The organism is Sphingomonas sp. Leaf257 (genome assembly GCF_001422185.1).
Classification (GTDB): domain Bacteria; phylum Pseudomonadota; class Alphaproteobacteria; order Sphingomonadales; family Sphingomonadaceae; genus Sphingomonas; species Sphingomonas yabuuchiae.
Map to the genome: position 1 here is coordinate 17155 of NZ_LMMH01000008.1, position 19471 is coordinate 36625.

Annotated in this window: 28 protein-coding genes and 1 riboswitch; of the genes, 15 read left to right on the forward strand and 13 right to left on the reverse strand. The window is 67.2% G+C overall.

What is annotated here, in order from left to right:
• Positions 1-242 precede the first annotated feature (242 nt).
• Together rph and rdgB are read left to right on the forward strand one after the other, a co-directional pair.
• Positions 243-959 carry a ribonuclease PH gene (rph, locus tag ASF14_RS06675; RefSeq protein WP_056433287.1) on the forward strand — a complete coding sequence of 239 codons (717 nt, stop codon included), beginning with the start codon at positions 243-245 and terminating at the stop codon, positions 957-959.
• The gene (rdgB, locus tag ASF14_RS06680) at positions 956-1582 is read left to right on the forward strand and encodes an RdgB/HAM1 family non-canonical purine NTP pyrophosphatase (protein WP_056433290.1); all 627 of its coding nucleotides are present in this window, start codon (positions 956-958) and stop codon (positions 1580-1582) included. Before rph ends, rdgB begins: the two co-directional genes overlap by 4 nt.
• Positions 1583-1623: 41 nt before the next feature.
• Here rdgB and ASF14_RS06685 read toward each other — a convergent pair whose 3' ends face one another.
• Together ASF14_RS06685 and ASF14_RS06690 are read right to left on the reverse strand one after the other, a co-directional pair.
• Entirely contained in the window at positions 1624-2010 is a 387-nt protein-coding gene (locus ASF14_RS06685; protein WP_056433293.1) for a hypothetical protein, read from the reverse strand.
• Positions 2011-2043: 33 nt separating this feature from the next.
• Complete coding sequence (locus ASF14_RS06690; protein ID WP_236696965.1) at positions 2044-2664, reverse strand: CAP domain-containing protein; 621 nt, start codon at positions 2662-2664, stop codon at positions 2044-2046.
• Here ASF14_RS06690 and hemW point away from each other — a divergent pair.
• Positions 2663-3826: a radical SAM family heme chaperone HemW gene (gene hemW / locus ASF14_RS06695; protein ID WP_056433295.1), complete on the forward strand. Its 1164-nt coding sequence runs from the start codon at positions 2663-2665 to the stop codon at positions 3824-3826. The two genes, ASF14_RS06690 and hemW, sit on opposite strands and share 2 nt — an antisense overlap.
• Before the next feature lie 6 nt (positions 3827-3832).
• On the opposite strand, the gene cutA is transcribed toward hemW, so the two are convergent.
• Entirely contained in the window at positions 3833-4150 is a 318-nt protein-coding gene (gene cutA, locus ASF14_RS06700) for a divalent-cation tolerance protein CutA (RefSeq protein WP_056433297.1), read from the reverse strand.
• The gene (locus tag ASF14_RS06705; protein ID WP_082442120.1) at positions 4147-5382 is read right to left on the reverse strand and encodes a penicillin-binding protein activator; all 1236 of its coding nucleotides are present in this window, start codon (positions 5380-5382) and stop codon (positions 4147-4149) included. Before ASF14_RS06705 ends, cutA begins: the two co-directional genes overlap by 4 nt.
• On the opposite strand from ASF14_RS06705, the gene rsmI reads away from it, so the two are divergent.
• The 7 genes from rsmI (at position 5381) to gmk (ending at position 9452) form a co-directional block, all read left to right on the forward strand.
• Positions 5381-6250 (forward strand): 16S rRNA (cytidine(1402)-2'-O)-methyltransferase, encoded by an 870-nt coding sequence (gene rsmI, locus ASF14_RS06710; RefSeq protein WP_056433301.1) that lies wholly within the window; start codon positions 5381-5383, stop codon positions 6248-6250. The two genes, ASF14_RS06705 and rsmI, sit on opposite strands and share 2 nt — an antisense overlap.
• Before the next feature lie 59 nt (positions 6251-6309).
• The gene (locus tag ASF14_RS06715) at positions 6310-6666 is read left to right on the forward strand and encodes a hypothetical protein (protein ID WP_056433304.1); all 357 of its coding nucleotides are present in this window, start codon (positions 6310-6312) and stop codon (positions 6664-6666) included.
• A 39-nt stretch (positions 6667-6705) separates the two neighbouring features.
• Positions 6706-7083 carry a YraN family protein gene (locus tag ASF14_RS06720; RefSeq protein WP_056433307.1) on the forward strand — a complete coding sequence of 126 codons (378 nt, stop codon included), beginning with the start codon at positions 6706-6708 and terminating at the stop codon, positions 7081-7083.
• A gap of 57 nt (positions 7084-7140) precedes the next feature.
• The gene (gene gshB, locus ASF14_RS06725; protein WP_056433310.1) at positions 7141-8103 is read left to right on the forward strand and encodes a glutathione synthase; all 963 of its coding nucleotides are present in this window, start codon (positions 7141-7143) and stop codon (positions 8101-8103) included.
• Positions 8104-8295: 192 nt separating this feature from the next.
• Positions 8296-8505 (forward strand): hypothetical protein, encoded by a 210-nt coding sequence (locus tag ASF14_RS06730; RefSeq protein WP_056433313.1) that lies wholly within the window; start codon positions 8296-8298, stop codon positions 8503-8505.
• Positions 8502-8711 (forward strand): hypothetical protein, encoded by a 210-nt coding sequence (locus ASF14_RS06735; protein ID WP_056433316.1) that lies wholly within the window; start codon positions 8502-8504, stop codon positions 8709-8711. Before ASF14_RS06730 ends, ASF14_RS06735 begins: the two co-directional genes overlap by 4 nt.
• A gap of 81 nt (positions 8712-8792) precedes the next feature.
• Positions 8793-9452 carry a guanylate kinase gene (gene gmk, locus ASF14_RS06740; RefSeq protein ID WP_172839685.1) on the forward strand — a complete coding sequence of 220 codons (660 nt, stop codon included), beginning with the start codon at positions 8793-8795 and terminating at the stop codon, positions 9450-9452.
• 282 nt (positions 9453-9734) lie between these two features.
• Here the strand turns inward: gmk and ASF14_RS06745 are convergent, their stop codons facing one another.
• The 3 genes from ASF14_RS06745 to ASF14_RS06755 are packed head-to-tail and all read right to left on the reverse strand — an operon-like array spanning position 9735 to position 11292.
• Positions 9735-10418 (reverse strand): ATP12 family chaperone protein, encoded by a 684-nt coding sequence (locus ASF14_RS06745; protein ID WP_056433319.1) that lies wholly within the window; start codon positions 10416-10418, stop codon positions 9735-9737.
• A complete protein-coding gene (locus ASF14_RS06750) occupies positions 10415-10630 on the reverse strand; it encodes a hypothetical protein (RefSeq protein WP_056433321.1) in 216 nt (71 codons plus the stop codon). The genes ASF14_RS06745 and ASF14_RS06750 overlap by 4 nt, the downstream gene beginning before the upstream one ends.
• Positions 10627-11292, reverse strand: a complete 666-nt coding sequence (locus tag ASF14_RS06755; protein WP_056433323.1) for an HAD-IA family hydrolase — start codon at positions 11290-11292, stop codon at positions 10627-10629. Before ASF14_RS06755 ends, ASF14_RS06750 begins: the two co-directional genes overlap by 4 nt.
• Positions 11293-11458: 166 nt before the next feature.
• Here ASF14_RS06755 and ASF14_RS06760 point away from each other — a divergent pair, with 166 nt between their 5' ends.
• The 3 genes from ASF14_RS06760 (at position 11459) to ASF14_RS06770 (ending at position 12872) form a co-directional block, all read left to right on the forward strand.
• On the forward strand, positions 11459-11848 hold the full coding sequence (locus ASF14_RS06760) for a glycine zipper 2TM domain-containing protein (protein WP_056433325.1): 390 nt from the start codon (positions 11459-11461) through the stop codon (positions 11846-11848).
• Positions 11849-11973: 125 nt separating this feature from the next.
• Positions 11974-12309, forward strand: a complete 336-nt coding sequence (locus ASF14_RS06765) for a PadR family transcriptional regulator (RefSeq protein WP_056433328.1) — start codon at positions 11974-11976, stop codon at positions 12307-12309.
• Positions 12306-12872: an HAAS signaling domain-containing protein gene (locus ASF14_RS06770; protein WP_056433331.1), complete on the forward strand. Its 567-nt coding sequence runs from the start codon at positions 12306-12308 to the stop codon at positions 12870-12872. The genes ASF14_RS06765 and ASF14_RS06770 overlap by 4 nt, the downstream gene beginning before the upstream one ends.
• A 137-nt stretch (positions 12873-13009) precedes the next feature.
• Here the strand turns inward: ASF14_RS06770 and ASF14_RS06775 are convergent, their stop codons facing one another.
• Genes ASF14_RS06775 through ASF14_RS06785 form a run of 3 tightly spaced genes read right to left on the reverse strand, consistent with a single transcriptional unit; the run spans position 13010 to position 15270 of the window.
• The gene (locus ASF14_RS06775; RefSeq protein WP_056433334.1) at positions 13010-14104 is read right to left on the reverse strand and encodes an RluA family pseudouridine synthase; all 1095 of its coding nucleotides are present in this window, start codon (positions 14102-14104) and stop codon (positions 13010-13012) included.
• A complete protein-coding gene (gene crcB / locus ASF14_RS06780) occupies positions 14101-14475 on the reverse strand; it encodes a fluoride efflux transporter CrcB (protein WP_056433337.1) in 375 nt (124 codons plus the stop codon). Before crcB ends, ASF14_RS06775 begins: the two co-directional genes overlap by 4 nt.
• Positions 14476-14535: 60 nt before the next feature.
• On the reverse strand, positions 14536-15270 hold the full coding sequence (locus tag ASF14_RS06785) for a hypothetical protein (RefSeq protein WP_056433340.1): 735 nt from the start codon (positions 15268-15270) through the stop codon (positions 14536-14538).
• A gap of 276 nt (positions 15271-15546) precedes the next feature.
• Here ASF14_RS06785 and ASF14_RS06790 point away from each other — a divergent pair, with 276 nt between their 5' ends.
• Positions 15547-15768, forward strand: a complete 222-nt coding sequence (locus tag ASF14_RS06790) for a hypothetical protein (protein WP_056433343.1) — start codon at positions 15547-15549, stop codon at positions 15766-15768.
• A gap of 56 nt (positions 15769-15824) precedes the next feature.
• On the opposite strand, the gene ASF14_RS06795 is transcribed toward ASF14_RS06790, so the two are convergent.
• On the reverse strand, positions 15825-16388 hold the full coding sequence (locus ASF14_RS06795; protein ID WP_056433345.1) for a glycine zipper 2TM domain-containing protein: 564 nt from the start codon (positions 16386-16388) through the stop codon (positions 15825-15827).
• A gap of 176 nt (positions 16389-16564) precedes the next feature.
• On the reverse strand, positions 16565-16873 hold the full coding sequence (locus tag ASF14_RS06800) for a glycine zipper 2TM domain-containing protein (RefSeq protein ID WP_042484532.1): 309 nt from the start codon (positions 16871-16873) through the stop codon (positions 16565-16567).
• Positions 16874-17009: 136 nt separating this feature from the next.
• Between ASF14_RS06800 and ASF14_RS06805 the strand changes: the two genes are divergently transcribed.
• Entirely contained in the window at positions 17010-17648 is a 639-nt protein-coding gene (locus ASF14_RS06805; protein WP_076717207.1) for a trimeric intracellular cation channel family protein, read from the forward strand.
• Positions 17649-17750: 102 nt separating this feature from the next.
• Here ASF14_RS06805 and fumC read toward each other — a convergent pair whose 3' ends face one another.
• Positions 17751-19151, reverse strand: a complete 1401-nt coding sequence (gene fumC / locus ASF14_RS06810; RefSeq protein WP_056433351.1) for a class II fumarate hydratase — start codon at positions 19149-19151, stop codon at positions 17751-17753.
• A gap of 100 nt (positions 19152-19251) precedes the next feature.
• Positions 19252-19436, forward strand: a riboswitch (cobalamin riboswitch).
• Positions 19437-19471: the final 35 nt, after the last annotated feature.

The following is a 19471-nucleotide window of genomic DNA, read 5'->3' on the forward strand; positions in this document are numbered from 1 at the left end:
CCTTCTTCTCAGCGTCCTCTGCGCCTCTGCGCGCAAAAAAGAAGAATGGTTCACGCGGAGGCGCGGAGACGCGGAAGAAGAAGCGAACAATCTCCGCGGCTCCGCGTCTCCGCGTGAGAAAAATTTCGCGCAGAGGCGCAGAGGACGCAGAGAGAGAAGAGTGTCTTCCGCTCGCCATCGTCTTCTCTGGCGCATCGCGCGGGGGCCGGTTAGGGCTGGTGCCAAGGAACAAGGAGAAGACTATGCGCCCGTCCGGCCGGATGCCCGACCAGATGCGTCCCATCACGATCGAGCCGAATTTCACCCGTCACGCCGAAGGTTCGGTGCTGATCGGGTTCGGCGATACCAAGGTGCTCGTCACCGCCAGCGTCGAAGAGCGCGTGCCCCCCTTCCTGCGCGGCAAGGGCGAAGGCTGGGTCACGGCCGAGTACGGCATGCTCCCCCGCGCCACCCATACACGCGGCAGCCGGGAGGCGGCCAAGGGCAAGCAGTCGGGTCGTACCCAGGAAATCCAGCGGCTGATCGGCCGTTCCCTGCGCGCCGTCTGCGACCTCAAGGCGCTGGGCGAGCGGCAGATCACCATCGACTGCGACGTGATCCAGGCCGATGGCGGCACCCGCACCGCCGCCATTTCGGGCGCCTGGGTCGCGTTGCGCATGGCGGTCAACAAGCTGATGGCCGAGGGCAAGCTGGCCAGCGATCCGATCCGCAACAAGGTCGCCGCCGTCTCCTGCGGCATCCATCAGGGCACGCCGGTCCTCGACCTCGACTATATCGAGGACTCGAACGCCGATGCCGACGCCAATTTCGTGCTGATCGAAAACGGCCACATCGCCGAGGTTCAGGCGACCGCCGAGCACGCCACCTATGACGAAGAGGCGCTGCTCCGTCTGCTCCGTCTCGCACGCATGGGCTGCACCGAGATTTTCGCGGCGCAGGACCGGGCGATCCGCGCATGAGCGGCGAAGGAAACGGCCGTCAGGCGATCCGCAAGCTGACGCCGGGCAAGCTGGTCCTGGCCAGCCACAACAAGGGCAAGATCGTGGAATTCCGCGAACTCCTCGCGCCCTATGGCATGGAGGTCATCGCGGCCGGTGACCTGGACCTGCCCGAGCCTGAGGAAACCGGCACGACCTTCGTCGCCAATGCCGAATTGAAGGCGCTCGCTGCCGCCGACCTGTCGGGCCTGCCCGCGCTGTCGGACGATAGCGGCCTGTGCGTCGAGGCGCTGGGCGGCGATCCGGGGCTGTTCTCGGCGCGCTGGGCGGGGCCGGAAAAGGACTTCGGCATGGCGATGCGCGCGGTCGAGGATCGGCTGAACGAGGAACCCGACATGAGCCGCGCCGCGCATTTCGTCTGCGCACTGGCGGTCGGTTGGCCCGACGGCCATGTCGAATGGTTCGAGGGCCGCGTCGACGGCACGATCGTCTGGCCGCCGCGCGGGGACAAGGGCCATGGCTATGACCCGATCTTCCAGCCGATCGGCGGCACCGAGACCTTCGCCGAGATGGACCAGGACGAAAAGAACCGCATCAGCCACCGCGCCGACGCATTCGGCCAACTGGTGAAGGCGGTGTTCTGACCGTTTATTCCTCCCCAAGCACAGCTTGGGGAGGAATGCGCTTACCCTTTCGCCAGCCGCTTCTGGTTGGCTGTCACCGTCCGGTGCACCGGCGCCATCGCCTGGACCGGCATCGACGCGCCGATCAGCATCGCGCGCGCCATCGACTCCCAGGCATGCAGCATTCCGCCCTGCGGATTGTGCCGCGACAGTTTCGACAGGGCCGCCTGATCGCGATTCCAGACCTTCGCCGACTGGTCGAAGGCCTTGACCTTCTCGCTGACCATCAGCGTCATTTCCGCTGCCGAGGACGTACCCGTTGCCATCGCCCCCATGCGCGAGGCCATGACGCTCTGCGCGCTCAGCATCGCCTCGCCCGCCATCACCGCGAATCGGGCGGGTGCGGTCCAGAAGGTGATCCACGCCATCGGATCATAAGGGTTCGCCATCGCGTCAGTACCTTCCCGTCATGCCCGGCCGAGTCAGAAGGCCCGCTCGCCAAAGACGTTGCCGGTCGGGCTATAGCGGCAAACGAGGAAATCGTCGCGCGCATTGCTCGCCATCGCGCAGCCGACCGCCGTGGAACGGGCCCAGACGATCTGGGTATAGTGACCGACGTCGCCAAACTGGCCCGTGCGGCTGGACTGGGGCACGGGCAGGTTCACAAAATTGCGCCGCTCGGCCAGCCAATGGCCCATCATCTCGTCATAGCGATAGGCGCCGCGCGTGCCGGTCCACAGATTTTCACCCTGCCGCGTCGGTCCCTGCGGCTGTTCGGCATGCTGGAAACGACCGGTCCGCGCCAGTTCCTGCGCATAGGCCAGCGCGCTCGCCGCCAGCCCTTCGTCCCATGTGAGCGGCGGCAGGCCCATATCCGCCCGCGCGGTCCGGTGGCCGTCGAGCATCGCCTGACGCAGCAATCCTGTCCCACGCGACGCGGGCGCGTCCGAAGTCCGCTGCTCGACGATCCGGGGCGGCGGCCGTTCCATCCCGCCGGTCTGCGAAGGGATCACCGGTCCACAAGCCGCCAGCAGCAGCACGGCGGGCACGGAAGATAAGAGATAGCGAAGCGTGCGCATCGCCGCCATATCGTCGCACATCATGTCCTCCGCAATATCGCCCGCACCCAGCCCGCTCGCGCTCTACGTCCATTGGCCCTTCTGCGTCTCCAAATGTCCCTATTGCGACTTCAACAGCCATGTTCGCGAGTCGGTGGACCAGGCGGCCTGGGCCGAGGCGCTGCTGGCCGATCTGGCGCATGAAGCGGCCATGCTGCCAGGGCGGCGGCTAACCTCGATCTTTTTCGGCGGCGGTACACCCTCGCTGATGCCGCCCGCCACGGTGGCTGCAATCCTGAACGCGGCCGAGCGCCATTGGGGCTTTGCCGAGGGGATCGAGATCACGCTGGAGGCCAATCCCTCTTCGGTCGAGGCGGCGCGCTTCGCCGACCTCGCCGCCGCCGGGGTCAATCGCGCCTCGCTGGGCGTGCAGGCGCTGGATGACGAGGCGCTCCACTTCCTGGGCCGCGCGCACGGCGTGGACGAGGCGCTGCGCGCGCTCCAGACCGCGCAGGAGCAGTTCGGCCGGGTCAGCTTCGACCTGATCTACGCCCGCCCCGGCCAGCCGCTGGAGAACTGGGAAGCCGAGCTGACCCGCGCCATCGGCTTTGGCACCGAGCATCTTTCGCTCTATCAGCTGACCATCGAGCCGGGCACGCGCTTCCATACCGAAGCGGCGGCCGGGCGGCTGGTCATTCCGGACGGCGATGCCGCCGCCGACCTGTTCGAGACGACACGCGCGATCACCGCCACCGCAGGCCTGCCCGCCTATGAGACCTCCAACCACGCTCGGATCGGCGCGGAGAGCCGCCATAACCTGACCTATTGGCGATACGGCGATTATGCCGGGGTCGGCCCCGGCGCGCATGGCCGCCGCGAAGGCGTCGCCACCGCCCGTCGCAAGAAGCCGGAAAACTGGATGAGCGCCGTCGACCGCAACGGCCACGGCATCGAGCTGGAGGAAACCCTCCCCCCGATCACCCGCGCGACCGAGGCACTGGTCATGGGCCTGCGTCTGGCGGAGGGCGTCGACCTGTCCCGCGTCACCGCGCTGGCCGAGGGACGCGAGATGGTGAACCGCGCCGCCATTACCACGCTGACCCAACAGGGTCTGGTCCGGCTGGACGGCGAACGGTTGATCGTCACCGAAGCGGGGGCGCTCCTGCTCGACGCGATCCTGCGGGAAGTCGTGCTGACAGACGACTGATTCGCCTCAGCCAACCGACTGGCGCACCCAATTCAGATAGCGCGGCGACGCGTCGGTGATCGGCAGCGCCACGATCTCCGGCACGTCATAGCTGTGCAGCGCTTCGATCGTTTCGCACAGTTGGGCGAAGCGGCTGCGCATCGTCTTGATGTGCAGCACCGCCTCCGGCTCATGCTGGACCGCGCCGTCCCAGCGATACCAGCTTTCGACCGGCGTCATTTGGACGCACGCGGCCAGCCTTTGTTCGATCAGCGCGTGCGCGATACCCGCCGCTTCGTCGCGGCTGCCGACCGCGCACAGGACGACGATGGCCTGGTCGCTCACCCCCCGAACCCGGTCGGTGCGGGGCTGACGGTCACGGCGGTGCCGTCGCGCAGTTCCTGCACCTCCAGCGCGCGTTCGGCCACGCCGTCGCGGCCGAAGCGGAAGGCGCCGTCGATGCCGGCAAAGCCGTCCGACGCACGCAGCCGTGTCTCGGGGAAGGGTGCGTTCATCTTCCAGTCGCGCGCGATCCGCACGGTCAGCAGGACCGCGTCATAGCCCAGGCTCGACAGGCGATAGGGCGCGGCGCGGAAGCGGGCGCGGTACTTGGTCGCATATTGGCGGTAGAGCGTGTTGGAAACGCTGGCGAACCACGCGCCGTTCAACCCTGCCCGCGACGCGATGCCCGATTCGGAATTCCACAATTCGGTGCCCAGCAGCCGCGTATTCGCGCCCGATCCGCGCTTCAGGATCGGCGCCGCCGCCGCCGCCGTCGCGCCGCCATCGGCGATCAGCACGGCGTCATACGGGGCCTTGGCGTTCAGCCGCTGCGCCGCCGCGCCGATACCGCCCGCGACCCGGCCATAGGGCTGGAGCGAGACGACCTGCCCCCCCGCCCCTTCGACCGCGCGCAGAAAGGCGGTGGAGGCACGTTCGCCATAGAGTCCGTTGGGCACCAGCCCCGCAAAGGTCGTGACGCCGCGCCCGCGCGCATAGGTAACGACCCGGTCGATCGACTGGGCGGGCGTATAGCCCATCAGATATGTGCCGTTCCCGGCCACGCCCACGTCGTTGGAAAAGCTGATGACCGGCACCCGCGCGGCGCGTGCCACCGGGCCGACGGCGCGGACATCCTCGGACAAGAGCGGCCCGAGGATCAGTTGCGCGCCCTCGGCAATCGCCTTCTGCGCCGCTGCGGCTGCACCGGTCGTGGTGTCGTAATTGGTGATGCGGATCGTGTCGGCCTGCGCGTCGAGCAGCGCCATCATCGTCGCATTGGCGATCGACTGGCCAACCCCGGCATTGCTGCCCGACAAGGGCACCAGCAGTGCGATGCGATGGCGCGCGGTGTCGCGCGGCAGTCCCGCCTCCGGCTCGGTCGAGGGGCGCGGGGTGGTCGGCACCGGCCGCGTCTCGGGCTGGTCGACGGGCCCGCGCGGCACGATCGTCTGGCAGGCGGCCAGCGCCAGCGTCGTCGCCAGCGCGACCGCGCGGCCGATCCGCCCGGCGCCATAGGAACGGAAGCGGCCCCGAATGACGGCCCCCGGTTGTACGAACAGCCCTGCCTCTGTCATGACGATCCCCGTGACCCAAACCGAAAACACTCTTGAACCCGGCCTGTACATCGTCGCGACCCCCATCGGCAATCTCGGCGATCTGTCTCCGCGCGCGGCCAACATTCTGACAAACGCCGATATCATCGCGGTCGAGGACAGTCGCGTGACGGCCGGGCTGCTCCGCCATATCGGGGTGAAGCGGCCCATGCAGCCCTATCACGACCACAATGCCGAGCATGTCCGCCCCGGCCTGATCGCGCGTATGGCGACCCAGGCGGTGGCGCTGGTGTCCGATGCCGGGACACCCTTGATCTCGGACCCCGGCTACAAGCTGGTGCGCGATGCCCGCGCGGCGGGCCATGCGGTGGTGACGATCCCCGGCCCCTGTGCCGCGATCGCCGCGCTGACGCTGGCCGGGCTGCCGACCGATCGCTTCCTGTTCGCGGGCTTCCTGCCGCCCAAGGAAAAGGCGCGCGCCGACGCCATTGCCGAGATCGCCGGCATTCGCGCGACGTTGGTCCTCTACGAATCAGGGCCACGCCTGGCGGCGACGCTGACCGCGCTGGCCCAGGGACTGGGTGACCGCGAGGCGGCGGTGACGCGCGAGATCACCAAGAAGTTCGAGGAGGCCGTGACCGGCACCCTCTCCACCCTCGCCGCGCGCTATGCCGAGGGTGGGCCGAAGGGCGAGATCGCGATCGTCGTCGCGCCGCCCGGCGAAGCCCCGCCCGCCACCGAACAGGATTCCGACGCCGCGCTGGCCGAAGCGCTCACCCGCCTGCCCGTCGGCCGTGCGGCGAGCGAGGTCGCCAAGGCGCTCGGGCTCGACCGCAAGACGCTCTATGCCCGCGCACTGGCGATGAAGGACGGCGATTCGACCGATTAAGAACCCGCATTAGCAATTCCGCAAGGATCGACGGCGCAGGGGGGAAGCTGGGGATCACCATGTACGCCTTTCAGTTTCGCCGCGACATCAACCTGCTGGACATCCAATGGACCGGGCATTTCACGACCGAGGTCGCGAACCGCTATGCCCAGGAACTGGTCGAGGCGTTCCGGCGCAGCGGCTTCCGCCCCGGATATCGCCTGCGGATCGACATGTCGGCGATCAACGTCCAGCCGAAGGACGCGATCATGACGGTGCATGAGGCACTGCGCGACTTCCCCCGCGCCAGCCGCATCGCGATGATCAACGGCAGCGCGATCGGGCGGCAACAGATCCGTCGGCTGATGACCCAGCCCTATTTACGCGTCTTCGATCCTGCCGAGGACAGCCTGGCCTGGCTGACCGCGCCGGAGTAATCGCTCGCCCGCGCCGCTATCCTTGGATAGCATGGGTCCATGCCCCTGCCCTCCGCCCGCCCCCGCCGTGATCGTCGTGCCGCCGAGGAAGCTGGCCGTCGCGGTGAACGCCTAGCGGCCTGGTGGCTTCGGCTGAAGGGGTGGACCATCCTCGACCGCCGCGTCCGCACGCCTGCGGGCGAGGTCGATCTGGTCGCGCGACGCGGGTCGCTGGTGGCCTTTGTCGAGGTGAAGACGCGCAAGACCGCCGCCGAACTGGATTTCGCGATCGACGCGCGGCGGCTGGCGCGGGTGGCCGCCGCCGCCGAGGTGCTGATGGCGACCTATGCCGGGCCGGGTGACGACATCCGGGTCGACGTGATCCTGCTCGCGCCGGGTAGCCGTCCGCGTCACATCGAAAATGCATGGTGTGGGTGACAGGCGCGCGGGCAGCGATTACCTCCCGTCCGCAACACCCCAAGGAAGGAAGCCCCCATGTCCCAGCCGCTGACCGTCGCCGTCCAGATGGACCCGATGGACCAGATCAATGTCGCGGGGGACTCGACCTTCGCGCTGATGCTGTCGGCCCAGGCCCGCGGGCATCAGCTGTTTCACTATGACGCGGGTGACCTCAACTGGTCGGATGGGCATCTCTGGACGAAGGCGCATCCCGTCACCGTGCAGCGCGTCACGGGCGATCATTACCGCTTCGGCGAGCCGGTCAAACTCGATCTGGGCGACGAAGCCGATGTCGTGCTGATGCGGCAGGACCCGCCCTTCGACCTGGGCTATATCACCGCCACCCATATGCTGGAGCGGGTCGCCGAGAAGACGCTGGTCGTGAACAATCCGCGCAGCGTGCGCAACGCGCCGGAAAAGGTCTTCGTCCTCGACTATCCGCAGTTCATGCCGCCCACCCTCGTCACCCGCTCGCTGGACGAGGCGCGGGCATTCCTGGCGCAGCATGGCGAGATCGTGATCAAGCCGCTGCACGGCAATGGCGGCAAGGCGATCTTCAAGGTCGGGCGCGACGGCGCGAACCTGTCGGCGCTGATCGAGGTGTTCAACACCGCGTACCGCGAACCGCATATGGTGCAGGCCTTCCTTCCGGCCGTGGCCAAGGGTGACAAGCGCATCGTCCTGATCGACGGCGAGGTCGCGGGCGCGATCAACCGCCTGCCGGGCGAGGGCGAAATCCGTTCCAACCTGGCGGTCGGCGGTTCGGCGCAGAAGACCGAATTGACGGAGCGCGAGCGCGAAATCTGCGCGGTGCTCGGGCCGGAACTGAAGCGGCGTGGGCTGCTGTTCGTCGGCATCGACGTGATCGGCGGCGAATGGCTGACCGAAATCAACGTCACCTCGCCGACGGGTATCGTCGCGATCGAGGCGTTCGACGGGACGGATGTCGCGGGCCTGATCTGGGACGCGATCGAAGCGAAGGTCGCAGGTAGGGGCTAAGAATCTTCCTCCCCTGCAAGGGGAGGTGGCAGGCCGCAGGCCTGACGGAGGGGTATCGCGCTGTCGATAGGAGTGACACCCCTCCGACGCGCTACGCGCGCCACCTCCCCTTGCAGGGGAGGAAGATTACGCTCACGGAACCCATCCCCCCTCCCATGCTTTGTTCGCCTCGAGCAACGAAGGGCATAGGCAATGGGTGCAACGACCATCGGCGCCATGGTGGGCGCCGCCATCGACGGCATGTCGGGTGACGACGGCGTCGCGGACGGCGCGGTCATCGGTGCGGTCACCGCCAATGTCCTGAAAGTCGTGCTGCCGCTCGTCATCACCTATGCGGTGGGCTGGGCGGTGCTGCGCGGCGTGGGTGAGATCAAGGACCGGGTTTTCGGAGAAGCAGCATGATCGGACGTATTATCGGCGCGCTCGTCGGGCGTGAAATTGGTCGCCGCGAAGGCAATGACGGCTTCAAGGGCGCGGCACTGGGCGCGCTGGCCGTCGGCGGCATGCGCCGTCTGGGGCCGCTCGGCCTGCTGCTCGGCGGCGGCTATGCGGCCAAGAAGGCTTATGACCGTCGCAAGGCGGGCAAGGCCGTGGGCAACCGCTACTGAGCGACGCTCGAAAGCCAAAGCGATACCGCAGCGCGTCAAGCATCTCTTGACGCGCTGCAACCGCGTGCGTCAAAGGCGGATATGCCCAACTCGCCCGCCCATCTCGACGATCCCCACAAGCTGAAGCGCCGCGGCATGTTGTTCGTGCTGTCTTCGCCCTCGGGCGCGGGCAAGTCGACGATCGCACGCAAGCTGCTCGCCGATGACGACGGCCTGCAGATGTCGGTGTCGGCGACGACGCGCGGCATCCGGCCGGGCGAAGAGGACGGCCGCGACTATCACTTCGTCGATCTCGAGGAATTTCGCCGCATGGTGGCGAATGACGAGTTCCTCGAATGGGCGCATGTCTTCGACAACCGTTACGGCACGCCGCGCGCGCAGGTCGAGGCGATGCTGGCGGCCGGCAAGGACGTGCTGTTCGACATCGACTGGCAGGGCGCGCAGCAGCTGTTCCAGATCGCGGGCGGCGACGTGGTCCGTGTGTTCATCTTCCCCCCCTCGATGGAGGAACTGCGCCAGCGACTCGAGCGCCGCGCGACCGATTCGGTCGAGGTGATCGACGCCCGCATGGCGCGTGCGACCAACGAGGTCAGCCACTGGGACGGCTATGACTATGTCCTGGTCAATGACGACGTGGAGCAGTGTTTCCAGGGGGTGAAGACCATCCTCCAGGCCGAACGATTGAAGCGCTCGCGCCAGACGGGGTTGATCGGGTTCATCCGGAAGCTGACCACGAAGTAAGCGCGAAGCCGGGCATGCACTTCGACTTCGCTCCGTGCGAACGGAGGGTGACGTAGGGGCAACCGACACTGGGGACCCTGTCCACATCCCCCCTCCGTTCAGGCTGAGCGTAGTCGAAGCCCAAGGGAAAGCCTGGCCGCACGCGCATCGCGTACACTTCGACTTCGCTCAGTGTGAACGGAGTGTAGGGTAGGCGGGAACCCGCGCGGGGCGACCGGCAGCGCCCCCAACCCCGTTCGGGCTGAGCGCAGTCAAAGCCTACGCCCTGCCCTCGAAACACACTTACCCCAGCGCCTTCAAGAACCGCACCGCCGCGTCGAACTCGCGCCGCTTGGCCTCCCGGGCCTCGACGGCGAGGTAATCCTCGCCCCATTGCTCCGCCTGGAAATCCTCGTCGACATGTGCGGCGGTCCAGATCGTGTCGGCATCCGCCGCATCCTCCAGCAACGCCAGCGCCAGCACCAACGAGCCCGTGATCGTCACCACCGGCGACAGCGCGGCCAACCGGAATGGATCGAGCGCCGCCACAGCCTGTGCCAGTCGTTCGACGGTCGCGGAAGGTTGCGGCCGGTGCATGATCCCCGTCACCAGCGTGAAATGCACGTCATAGCGGTCGCGCGCCCAGTCCAGCAGCGGGTTCCACACCGCATCCTGCCGCGCCACCAGTTCGGGCGGCGAGTCGGCGCGGTAACAAAGCAGGTCGCTCTCCGCATAACGTGCCAGCCCGTCCGCAAACGGCGCCGGGTCCGCGCCGATTCGATCGATCGCCGCATTGGCGAGGCCCGTCAGCGGCATGGCGCGCGGATCGACCGTTTCCTCGACACTGCGCCACTCGCCCGCGACCGCCTCGGCCAGCGCAGGCGTCGGCAGCGTCAGCGGCACCCGCCCCGGCGTGCGCACCGGCCGATCGTCCAGCCGCACCACCTGCTCGGCATCGACCGAGACGTCCTTCCAGAACCGCTTCATTCGCCCCCGCTCCGCCAGCGATGCGCCAGACCGGCAGGCACGATCGCGATCATCGCCAGCGCCGACAGGATGATGGCGACGCCCAGCGCCTTGTGCGGCCATGCCACCCCGCGCGATGCGAGCACCACGCCGAACAGCGCGCCCGCCACGCCGATCAGGCGCACCCCCATGATGATGAACCAGTGCCGCCGCGCGCGCGTGTCGCCGCTCATGGCCGCACCAGCAGGGCGGGCAGATCCGCGACCTCTTGCGCCACGACCTCGGCGCCTGCGTTCACCAGTTCTTTCACGTCATGATATCCCCAGGCGACGCCGACCGCGAAGGCGCCCGCCGCCTTGCCCATCGCCATGTCGAAGCTCGTATCGCCGATCATCGCGACATCCTGTGCCGCCACCCCGGTCTCGGCCATGGCGGCGAGCACCATCGACGGGTCGGGTTTGGACGGATGCCGGTCGGCGGTTTGCAGCGTGACGAAATGATGGGCCAGGCCATGTTCGGCCAATACCCGCTTCAGCCCGCGATCCGACTTGCCCGTCGCCACGCCCATCAGCCAGCCCTCCCCCGCCAGATGCTCAAGCAGCGCCGGGATGCCGTCGAACAGCGGCTCCGGCTCCATGGCGCCCGCCGTACGCAGGCGGAAAAAGGCGTCCTTATAGTCGCTGGCCAACTGGTGGTGCATCGTGTCGGCTTGATCGGGGGCGAGCACGCGCATCGCCTCGACCAGGCTCAGCCCGACGATGCGTCGAATCGCAGGCGCGGGCGGCGGCGTGAGGTCCGCCATGGTGAACGCCTCGACGGCGGCGAGACAGATATTGGCCTGGCTATCGACCAGAGTGCCGTCACAATCGAACAGGGCAAGGCGCGGGCGCGTCATCGCTCCCTCCTATCGGCAAGCCCGGCGCGGGGGAAGCATGACGTTTCGGATGAACAACAGCTAACAACCGCATTCAGCATCGGAACATGGCGAATCACCCATAAGGGCTTCAACGACGACGGGAATCACCCCGCCGCCGCCGGTTTGAAGATCAAGGGAGATCGTGATGTTCAAGAAGCTTTCGCTCGCTGCCGCCGCCCTTGCCGTCGGCGCCACGGCCATGGTTCCGACCGCCGCTTCGGCACAGCGTTACTATGACCGTTATGACCGCGCCTATGGCGACGCCTATTCGGACGGTTACAATCGCGGCCCGCGCTATGATCGCGGCTATTACGACCGTGGCGGGTACAATCGCGGCTATTACAATCGTGGCCCGCAGCGCTGCAACAACGGCACCACGGGCACCATCGTCGGCGCGATCGCCGGTGGCCTGCTGGGCCGGACGATCGACACGCGGGGCGACCGTACGCTCGGCACGATCCTGGGTGGTGGCGCCGGTGCGCTGGCCGGCAACGCGATCGAAAAGTCGAACAACCCCGGCTATTGCCGTCGCTAACGGGACGGGGGCGAAAAGCCCCCTCCCCTGGCATCGAAGGCCCCGTCGACCCCGGTCGGCGGGGCCTTACCATTTGTCCGTCAAAGCACCTTGCATAGCAAGGTATGCTGCATTATCTATCTTGTATGGATATCGGAAGCTGGCAATCGCAGTTGCGCAAAGGGGCGGCAGAGCTGGTACTGCTGTCGGTCCTGACTCGCGGCGAAGCCTATGGCCTGGAAATCCTTGGCCGCATCCGGGCGGGGGGCGACTTGGTCAGTGAGGGCAGCCTGTATCCGCTTCTCGCCCGGCTGGAGAAAGCGGGCCGCATCGCCGGCCGTTGGGAATTGCCAGCCGAGGGCGGCAACCCGCGCAAATATTACAGCCTCACCCCGGAGGGCGCGGCGCTGGCCGAAGCGATGCGCGCGGCCTGGGTCGATTTCCGAACCACCATCACCACCCTAGTCGAGGATCAGCCATGACCGAGCCTGCCCGCCTCATCGCCGATTATGTCCGCCGTCTGCGCTGGTCGTTGCAGGTGATCCCGGCCGAGGATCGCGACGGCCTCGTCCGCGAAATAGAAAGCCATCTGACCGACAGCCTGGCGGCGGGACACGATTCGCTCGAAGCCGCGATCGCGGCGATGGGACCGCCTCATGCGATGGCCGCGCGCTATATTCAGGAGTTTCGGCTGGCCGGGGCGCTGGGTGACGATCGCCCTGCCCCGCTGATCCACGCGCTGTTGATACGGTCGGGACGCAGCGTGGCGGCGTTCGGCGGGGTGCTGGCCGCCATGCTGCTCTATCTGTTCGCGCTGTGCTTTGCGGCGGTCGCGATCGTGAAGCCGCTCTTTCCCAGCCATGTCGGGCTTTGGTCACTGCCGCAAGGATCGGCCTTCGGCATTCTCACCGATCCCCCCGCAGCGCCGGAAATGATGGGGCTATGGATTCTGCCGCTCGCTCTCGCCGGGGCGCTCGCCTGCTACGCACTGGCGACGCTGGTCCTGCGCGGCACGGGACGGCATGTGTTGCGCGCATCCCACTGATCCTCCCCGGCACGGGGAGGTGGCAGGGCGACAGCCCTGACGGAGGGGGGCGTACGGCAATGCATGTCCCTTGCCGTACGCCCCCTCCACCATGCTGCGCATGGTCCCCCCCCCCTTGAAGGGGAGGAAAAGACGGATCAGCGCGCCCCTCGACCCCGCCGTTCGCCGCGGCGTTCCTTGCGATACTGTTTGGCATGCGCCTTGGCGCGCTGCTTCAGGACTTCCTTGGGCGGCGGGCCACGATCCTCGTCCTGGGGCAGGACGTCGCCGCGAATCTCGTCGAAGCCGAGCTGGTTCATCGATTCAGCGAAGTGGCTGGGAAGTTCAGCGGTCTGGTCGATCCGGCCGCCATCGGGATGGTCCACCCGGATGCGGCGCGCGTGCAGATGCATCTTGCGGCTGATCCCGCCGGTCAGGAACGCCGCCGCGCCGCCATATTTGCCGTCGCCGACAATGGGGTGGCCGATCGCCGCCATGTGCACGCGCAGCTGATGGGTGCGGCCCGTAAAGGGCTGCAACTCGACCCAGCAGCAGCTGTTGCCCGCCCGTTCGATCACGCGGTAGCGCGAGCGCGCCGACTGGCCGTTTTCCTCGTCGACATGCATCTTCTCGCCGCCGGTGCCCGGCTGCTTGGCGATGGGCAGTTCGATCGTGCCGTCGTCGATCGAGGGCACGCCGACGACCAGCGCCCAATAGATCTTCTTGGCGGTGCGCCCCGAAAAGGCCTTGGCGAAAAACGCCGCCGCGCGGGCATTGCGCGCGACCAGCAGCGCGCCCGACGTATCCTTGTCCAACCGGTGGACCAGCTTGGGGCGCCCCTCCGCCTCGAATTGCAATGCGTCGAGCAGGCCATCGACATGGGTGGTCGTCTTGGTCCCGCCCTGCGTCGCCAGACCCGGCGGCTTGTTGAGGACCAGCGCGTCGCGATCCTTGTGGATTACCATCTCGCGCGCGAACGACTCCTCGTCTTCGGACAGGATGTGGCGCGGGCGCATGGTCGGCTTGCTGCTCTCGGCCAGCGCAGGCTCGGCGGGGGGCACGCGCAGCACCTGGCCCGCCGCGATCCGGTCGCCCGGCGTCGCGCGCAGCCCGTCGACGCGCAACTGGCCGGTGCGCGCCCATTTGGCGACGGTGGTGAAGCTGGTGTCGGGCATATGCCTCTTGAACCAGCGGTCTAGCCGGATGCCGTCATCGTCATAGCCGACCGTGAATTGGCGGACATAGTCCGTCATGCGAAAATCCTTGTTATCGAAAGTCCGGCCCAAAGCGCGGCCAGCGAACCCAGCAACGACAAGGCGACATAACCGAGCGCGACCGTGATCTGGCCGCGTTCGATCAGGGTGATGGTATCGAGCGAGAAGGAGGAGAAGGTGGTGAACCCTCCCAAAATCCCGACGCCGATGAACAGCCGCCACCCCTCCGCGCCGCCGGTCCGGGCGAGGACGCCGGCCAGCAATCCCATCAGCAGACCACCGACCCAGTTGACGGTCAGCGTGCCATAGGGAAAGTCCGGGCCGAACGCATCGAGCATCTGGCGGCCGGTCCAATACCGTGCCCCCGAACCCAATGCGCCGCCCAGCATCACGAGAAAAAGCGGTGACATGATCGCCGTCCCTTAGCGCAACCCCGTCACCCGCGCAAAGGACAAGCGTAAGGGTGCGGTTCAACCGCCCCGGACGACCAGATCGACATCGGTGCCGCCGTCTGGGCTGGTCGTCGCATAGACCATATAGGCCGCCGCCCCTCGCGTGCCGCCCAGGACATGCTGCGCGCCGTCCAGCTTGTGTTCGGCGCTATAGCCCGCTCCGCTGGCGCGAGTGTAGTAATAATCGATGACCTTGGCGGCGGGGGCTGCGGTGCGCAGGCTGACGATGCGGAAGGCACAGCCATTCGCGTCATTGCCCGCCGCCTCCGCGACGCGCGACCCTGGATAGGGGGCGAAGGCCCCGGGCGTCCGGTTCGCCCATGTCGCCGAATAGCGCAGGCCCGACAGGCAGGCCGCATTGCCCGCCTGCTGCCCCGCCTTGGCCGCCAGCGTGAAGGCCCCGGCCGCGGCACGGCATTCGGGGCAGTCACGTGCGGCGGCAGGCGCGGACTTGAGCGTACGGGCATCGACCGGATCGGCGGGCGGCGGCATCGAGGGCAGCTGATCGCTGGCGGGCCGGTTGGGCGGGCGCACAGCGTTGGCGTTCGCGCTTTGGGTGAGGCCGGGGTCGACCATGATCTGCCCGGCCAGCGCCTCGCGCAGTTGCGGGTCGCGCGTCGGGCTGCCGTCGTTCATCGAAGCCAGTTCATTGTCGAGCGCGTTCAGCTGCGCATCGTCATCGGACCGGCCGCCGCATGCCCCCAGCAACAGGCAGCCCAGCGGGATCAGGAAATAGTGCGACTTCGCCATCATGAGGGAGCGTCTAGCACGGGGAAGAGACGCGATCCTTAACGATCGTCACCGATGGGGCCATCCTCAACAGAACCCGCCTGCCCATCCCGGCGAAGGCCGGGATCCAGTTGGGTGAGCGCTTGTGAGTTTCTCCCATTGTCCGCAACTGGACCCCGGCCTCCGCCGGGGTGGTGCTTTGGGAAGCGCATGGCCAACTTTTTACCACCGTACCCCATCATGACAGGATATGGACGGCCGCGCTTGTAGACCGGGCCCCTCCACGCCATCTTGGACGCCATGCTGAACCTGTTCTCGATCGTCATCGGCCTGGTCGCGCTTCTGCTCGGGATCGTGCCCTTCCTGCCCTTTTTCGCCTGGGGTTACTGGTTCGTGATCCCCATCGCGATCGTCGGCGCGGCCGTGGGGGCGCTGTCGTCGCGCAATACGGGGCGCAATCTGAACCTGATCCTCATCCTGATCTTCGGTCTTCGCCTGATGCTGGGCGGCGGCTTCATCTGAACGACGAACGGCCCGGCAGGTCTCCCCGCCGGGCCGTCCTTTACGCCGTCCGCCGATTAGCGGCAGCGAACTTGGCCGCGGTCGATCTGCTGGCCGAGCAGCGCGCCGCCGCCGGCCCCGATCACCGTGCCCAGCAGGCGCGAACGGCCGCCCGCGATCACATTGCCCAGCGCGCCACCCGCTAGGCCACCGATGACCAGACCGGTCGTGCCGTCATTGCGGCGGCAGTAATAGCGACCGTTCATGCCGCGATAGATGCGGTCGTTCCGACCGAGCGCGCGCGGCTGATAATAGCGGCCGTCGCGATAATAGCGCTCGGGATAGTAACCGCGCTGGCCCGGCTCGAAGCGGTTATAGTCGTAGTTGCGCCAGCGGACGTTGCGCATGTCGCGCCGGTAATCCTTGCGGGCATCGCGGATATCCTCGCGATATTCGCGGCGGGCCTCGCGGACGTCGCGCTGGGAATCGGCGCGGCGGACGTCGCGATTATAGTCGCGGCGGGCATCGCGCACGTCTTCGCGATATTCCTGACGGGCTTCCCAGCCGTTCCGCTGCGCCTCGGCAGGGATGGCGGAAAAGGCGGTGGCGGCTATCGTCGCCGTCAACAGAGCAATACGCATACTCGAACTCCCGTTGATGATGGGAGGAAGAACCCGCACTTATCCCGCTTGTTGCGTGAACCGAAAACTACTTGGCGTTCACTATTGAGACAGAATCATCTGTTTGATTTTTCAAACAAAAAAGGGCGCCACCCGAAGGTGACGCCCCCTGTTTTCCCGCCAGGGGGAAAGCCGATTCAGCGGCAGCGGCGGTTGCTCGTGCCGCGCTCGATCTCGCGACCGGCGAGCGCGCCGACGGCGGCACCGCCCAGCGTACCCAGCGTGCGGTCGCCGCGCGTATCGATCGTGCGGCCCAGCAGCGCACCCGCGACGCCACCGACGACCAGACCCGTCGTGCCGTCCGGCTTGCGGCAGCGGACGCGGCCACGGTCATCGCGCCATTCGCGATACTTGTAGCGGCGCTGCGCGTCGGCGGCGGTCACCGGCAGGACCAGCGTGGGGACGACCATGGCGGTGCAACCCAGGGCAAGCATCAATTTCCGCATCACAAACTTCCTTTCAAATTGATCTGACGCCGTAACGTCTTACTTCTACCGTCCGTTGCATGAACGGGAGATAACGTCACGTTCATCCTCGCGCCGCCCTTTCCCCCCGCAAAGGGCCGCTCTAGGGTCGCCCATGATGCTGCCTCAACCTACCGCCATGCTGCCCGCCGTGATGCCCTGGCTCGACCTGGCAGGGCTGGCCGTGTTCGCCGTGTCGGGCGCGCTGGTCGCGGCCAAGCACCGCCAGACGATGGTCACGCTGGTCTTCTTCGCGCTGATCACCGGGGTCGGCGGGGGGACGCTGCGCGACCTGCTGATCGATGCGCCGGTCTTCTGGGTGCACGACGCCCGCGTGCCGCTTGTCTGCCTGATCGCGGCGGTCGCGGTCTGGGCGACACCTGCGCGCTGGTGGCGGGGCAGCGCGCTCGACTGGTTCGACGCGGTGGGGCTGGCGGCCTATGCCGTGTACGGCGCGGCCAAGGCGAGCGGCTATGGCATCACCCCCATCCCGGCGGCGATGCTGGGCGTGGTGTCGGCCTGTGTCGGCGGCATCATCCGCGACGTGATCGCGGGCGAACCGTCGATCCTGATGCGGCCGGAACTGTACGTGACGGCGGCGGCGCTGTCCTCGACCAGCTATGTGATCCTGATGCAATTGGGAGTGCCCGGCGCCGGGCCGATCGCGGCGCTGGCCGGGTTCGTCTTGCGCGGGGCGGCGATCCGGTATCGGATCGCCTTGCCTGCCTATCCGGCCAAGGGGTGGGATCGGGGGTAGGCGCTGGGGCGTGGCCTTCGACTTCGCTCAGGCTGAACGGATGTTTATATCCCGTCCCAACCGCCGTTCAGGCTGAGCGAAGTCGAAGCCCAAGGGAATCCCTCACCGCCCCAGCATCAACTCCGGCCGCACAACCCGATTGAAGGTTTCTTCGTCGACAAAGCCCAGTTCCAGCCCGGCCTCCTTCAGCGTCTGCCCCTTCTGATGCGCGTGCTTGGCAATCTTGGCGGCATTGTCGTAACCGATCTCGGGCGCCAGCGCCGTCACCAGCATCAGCGAGCGGTCGAGCAACTCGGTGATCCGGTCGCGATTGACCGTCATCCCCTCGACCGTCCGCTCGGCGAAACTCTCCATGCCGACCGACAGCAAGTGGATCGAGCGCAGCACGTTCGCCCCGATCAGCGGCTTGAAGACATTGAGTTCCAGATGCCCCTGAAGCCCGCCGACCGTGACGGCGGCATTGTTGCCGATCACCTGCGCGGCGACCATGGTCAGCATCTCGCACTGGGTCGGATTGACCTTGCCCGGCATGATCGAGCTGCCCGGCTCATTGGCGGGCAGTTCCAGCTCGCCCAACCCCGAGCGCGGACCGGAGCCCAGCAAACGGATGTCGTTGGCGATCTTGGTCAGCGCCACCGCCAGGACATTCAGCGTCCCATGCAGGTCGACCAGCCCGTCATTGCTGGCCAGCGCCTCGAACTTGTTGGGCGCCGTCACGAAATCGAGACCGGTCGCCTCGGCGATCTCCGCCGCGATCGCCTCGGCAAAGCCGTTCGGCGCGTTCAGCCCGGTGCCGACCGCCGTCCCTCCCTGTGCAAGCGGCAGGATATTGCGGTGGAGCGTCCCCTCGATCCGGTCGCGGGCATTGGCGAGTTGCTGGACGTAACCGGAGAATTCCTGGCCCAGGGTCAGCGGGGTCGCGTCCTGCAAATGGGTGCGGCCGATCTTGACGATCGAATCCCATTCCTCCGCCTTGGCCTCCAGCGCGGCGTGGAGCCGGTCGAGCGCGGGGAAAAGCTGCCTCGTCACGGCAATCGCGGCGGCGACGTGGAGTGCGGTCGGGAAAGTGTCGTTGGACGACTGGCCGCGATTCACATCGTCATTGGGATGGACCGGCGACTTGCCGCCGCGCGTACCGGTCAGCATCTCGTTGGCGCGGCCCGCAATCACCTCGTTCGCGTTCATGTTGGACTGGGTGCCGGAGCCGGTCTGCCAGATGACGAGCGGGAACTGCTCGTCATGGCGCCCGTCGATCACTTCCTGCGCCGCCGCCTCGATCGCATCGGCCTTGTCCGCCGCCAAGCCATGGCCACGATTAATCCGCGCCGCCGCCTTCTTCACGATGGCGAGCGCATGGACGATACTGATCGGCATCTGCTCGCACGTGCCGAAAGGAAAATTCTCCAGGCTGCGCTCGGTCTGCGCGCCCCAATAGGCGCTGGCGGGGACTTCGATGGGGCCGATCGAATCGGTTTCGGTGCGGGTGGTGGCGTTCTGGGTCATGCGACAGGGACTCACCGATGGGGTCAGGGGTTCCCCCATATAGTCACCGCAACGCCGACGGACGAGGGCACGACGCTTGCCACCCGGCCCCTGCCCGCCTATCGCCGCCTTCGCGACAGGTTCCTTGAAAGAGGATGAAAAGGGAATGGGGTGCGACACCCCGGCTGCCCCTGCAACTGTAAGCGGCGAGCCGCCCGCCACGACGCCATTGGGGTAATCCCCGAGAAGGCGGCGGACCGGCCCCGACCCGCGAGCCAGGAGACCTGCCCGTCGTGGTCGTCCTTCGGCTGGTCAGGGTGTACCGGACGGAACGGGGCTTT

Bases quoted from the DNA above. Each gene is read 5' to 3' on its own strand.
- rph (WP_056433287.1), top strand. From the start codon at position 243: ATGCGCCCGTCCGGCCGGATGCCCGACCAGATGCGTCCCATCACGATC.
- rdgB (WP_056433290.1), top strand. From the start codon at position 956: ATGAGCGGCGAAGGAAACGGCCGTCAGGCGATCCGCAAGCTGACGCCG.
- ASF14_RS06685 (WP_056433293.1), bottom strand. From the start codon at position 2,010: ATGGCGAACCCTTATGATCCGATGGCGTGGATCACCTTCTGGACCGCA.
- hemW (WP_056433295.1), top strand. From the start codon at position 2,663: ATGTCCTCCGCAATATCGCCCGCACCCAGCCCGCTCGCGCTCTACGTC.
- ASF14_RS06690 (WP_236696965.1), bottom strand. From the start codon at position 2,664: ATGATGTGCGACGATATGGCGGCGATGCGCACGCTTCGCTATCTCTTA.
- rsmI (WP_056433301.1), top strand. From the start codon at position 5,381: ATGACGATCCCCGTGACCCAAACCGAAAACACTCTTGAACCCGGCCTG.
- ASF14_RS06705 (WP_082442120.1), bottom strand. From the start codon at position 5,382: ATGACAGAGGCAGGGCTGTTCGTACAACCGGGGGCCGTCATTCGGGGC.
- ASF14_RS06715 (WP_056433304.1), top strand. From the start codon at position 6,310: ATGTACGCCTTTCAGTTTCGCCGCGACATCAACCTGCTGGACATCCAA.
- ASF14_RS06720 (WP_056433307.1), top strand. From the start codon at position 6,706: ATGCCCCTGCCCTCCGCCCGCCCCCGCCGTGATCGTCGTGCCGCCGAG.
- gshB (WP_056433310.1), top strand. From the start codon at position 7,141: ATGTCCCAGCCGCTGACCGTCGCCGTCCAGATGGACCCGATGGACCAG.
- ASF14_RS06730 (WP_056433313.1), top strand. From the start codon at position 8,296: ATGGGTGCAACGACCATCGGCGCCATGGTGGGCGCCGCCATCGACGGC.
- ASF14_RS06735 (WP_056433316.1), top strand. From the start codon at position 8,502: ATGATCGGACGTATTATCGGCGCGCTCGTCGGGCGTGAAATTGGTCGC.
- gmk (WP_172839685.1), top strand. From the start codon at position 8,793: ATGCCCAACTCGCCCGCCCATCTCGACGATCCCCACAAGCTGAAGCGC.
- ASF14_RS06745 (WP_056433319.1), bottom strand. From the start codon at position 10,418: ATGAAGCGGTTCTGGAAGGACGTCTCGGTCGATGCCGAGCAGGTGGTG.
- ASF14_RS06750 (WP_056433321.1), bottom strand. From the start codon at position 10,630: ATGAGCGGCGACACGCGCGCGCGGCGGCACTGGTTCATCATCATGGGG.
- ASF14_RS06755 (WP_056433323.1), bottom strand. From the start codon at position 11,292: ATGACGCGCCCGCGCCTTGCCCTGTTCGATTGTGACGGCACTCTGGTC.
- ASF14_RS06760 (WP_056433325.1), top strand. From the start codon at position 11,459: ATGTTCAAGAAGCTTTCGCTCGCTGCCGCCGCCCTTGCCGTCGGCGCC.
- ASF14_RS06765 (WP_056433328.1), top strand. From the start codon at position 11,974: ATGGATATCGGAAGCTGGCAATCGCAGTTGCGCAAAGGGGCGGCAGAG.
- ASF14_RS06770 (WP_056433331.1), top strand. From the start codon at position 12,306: ATGACCGAGCCTGCCCGCCTCATCGCCGATTATGTCCGCCGTCTGCGC.
- ASF14_RS06775 (WP_056433334.1), bottom strand. From the start codon at position 14,104: ATGACGGACTATGTCCGCCAATTCACGGTCGGCTATGACGATGACGGC.
- crcB (WP_056433337.1), bottom strand. From the start codon at position 14,475: ATGTCACCGCTTTTTCTCGTGATGCTGGGCGGCGCATTGGGTTCGGGG.
- ASF14_RS06785 (WP_056433340.1), bottom strand. From the start codon at position 15,270: ATGATGGCGAAGTCGCACTATTTCCTGATCCCGCTGGGCTGCCTGTTG.
- ASF14_RS06790 (WP_056433343.1), top strand. From the start codon at position 15,547: ATGCTGAACCTGTTCTCGATCGTCATCGGCCTGGTCGCGCTTCTGCTC.
- ASF14_RS06795 (WP_056433345.1), bottom strand. From the start codon at position 16,388: ATGCGTATTGCTCTGTTGACGGCGACGATAGCCGCCACCGCCTTTTCC.
- ASF14_RS06800 (WP_042484532.1), bottom strand. From the start codon at position 16,873: ATGCGGAAATTGATGCTTGCCCTGGGTTGCACCGCCATGGTCGTCCCC.
- ASF14_RS06805 (WP_076717207.1), top strand. From the start codon at position 17,010: ATGCTGCCTCAACCTACCGCCATGCTGCCCGCCGTGATGCCCTGGCTC.
- fumC (WP_056433351.1), bottom strand. From the start codon at position 19,151: ATGACCCAGAACGCCACCACCCGCACCGAAACCGATTCGATCGGCCCC.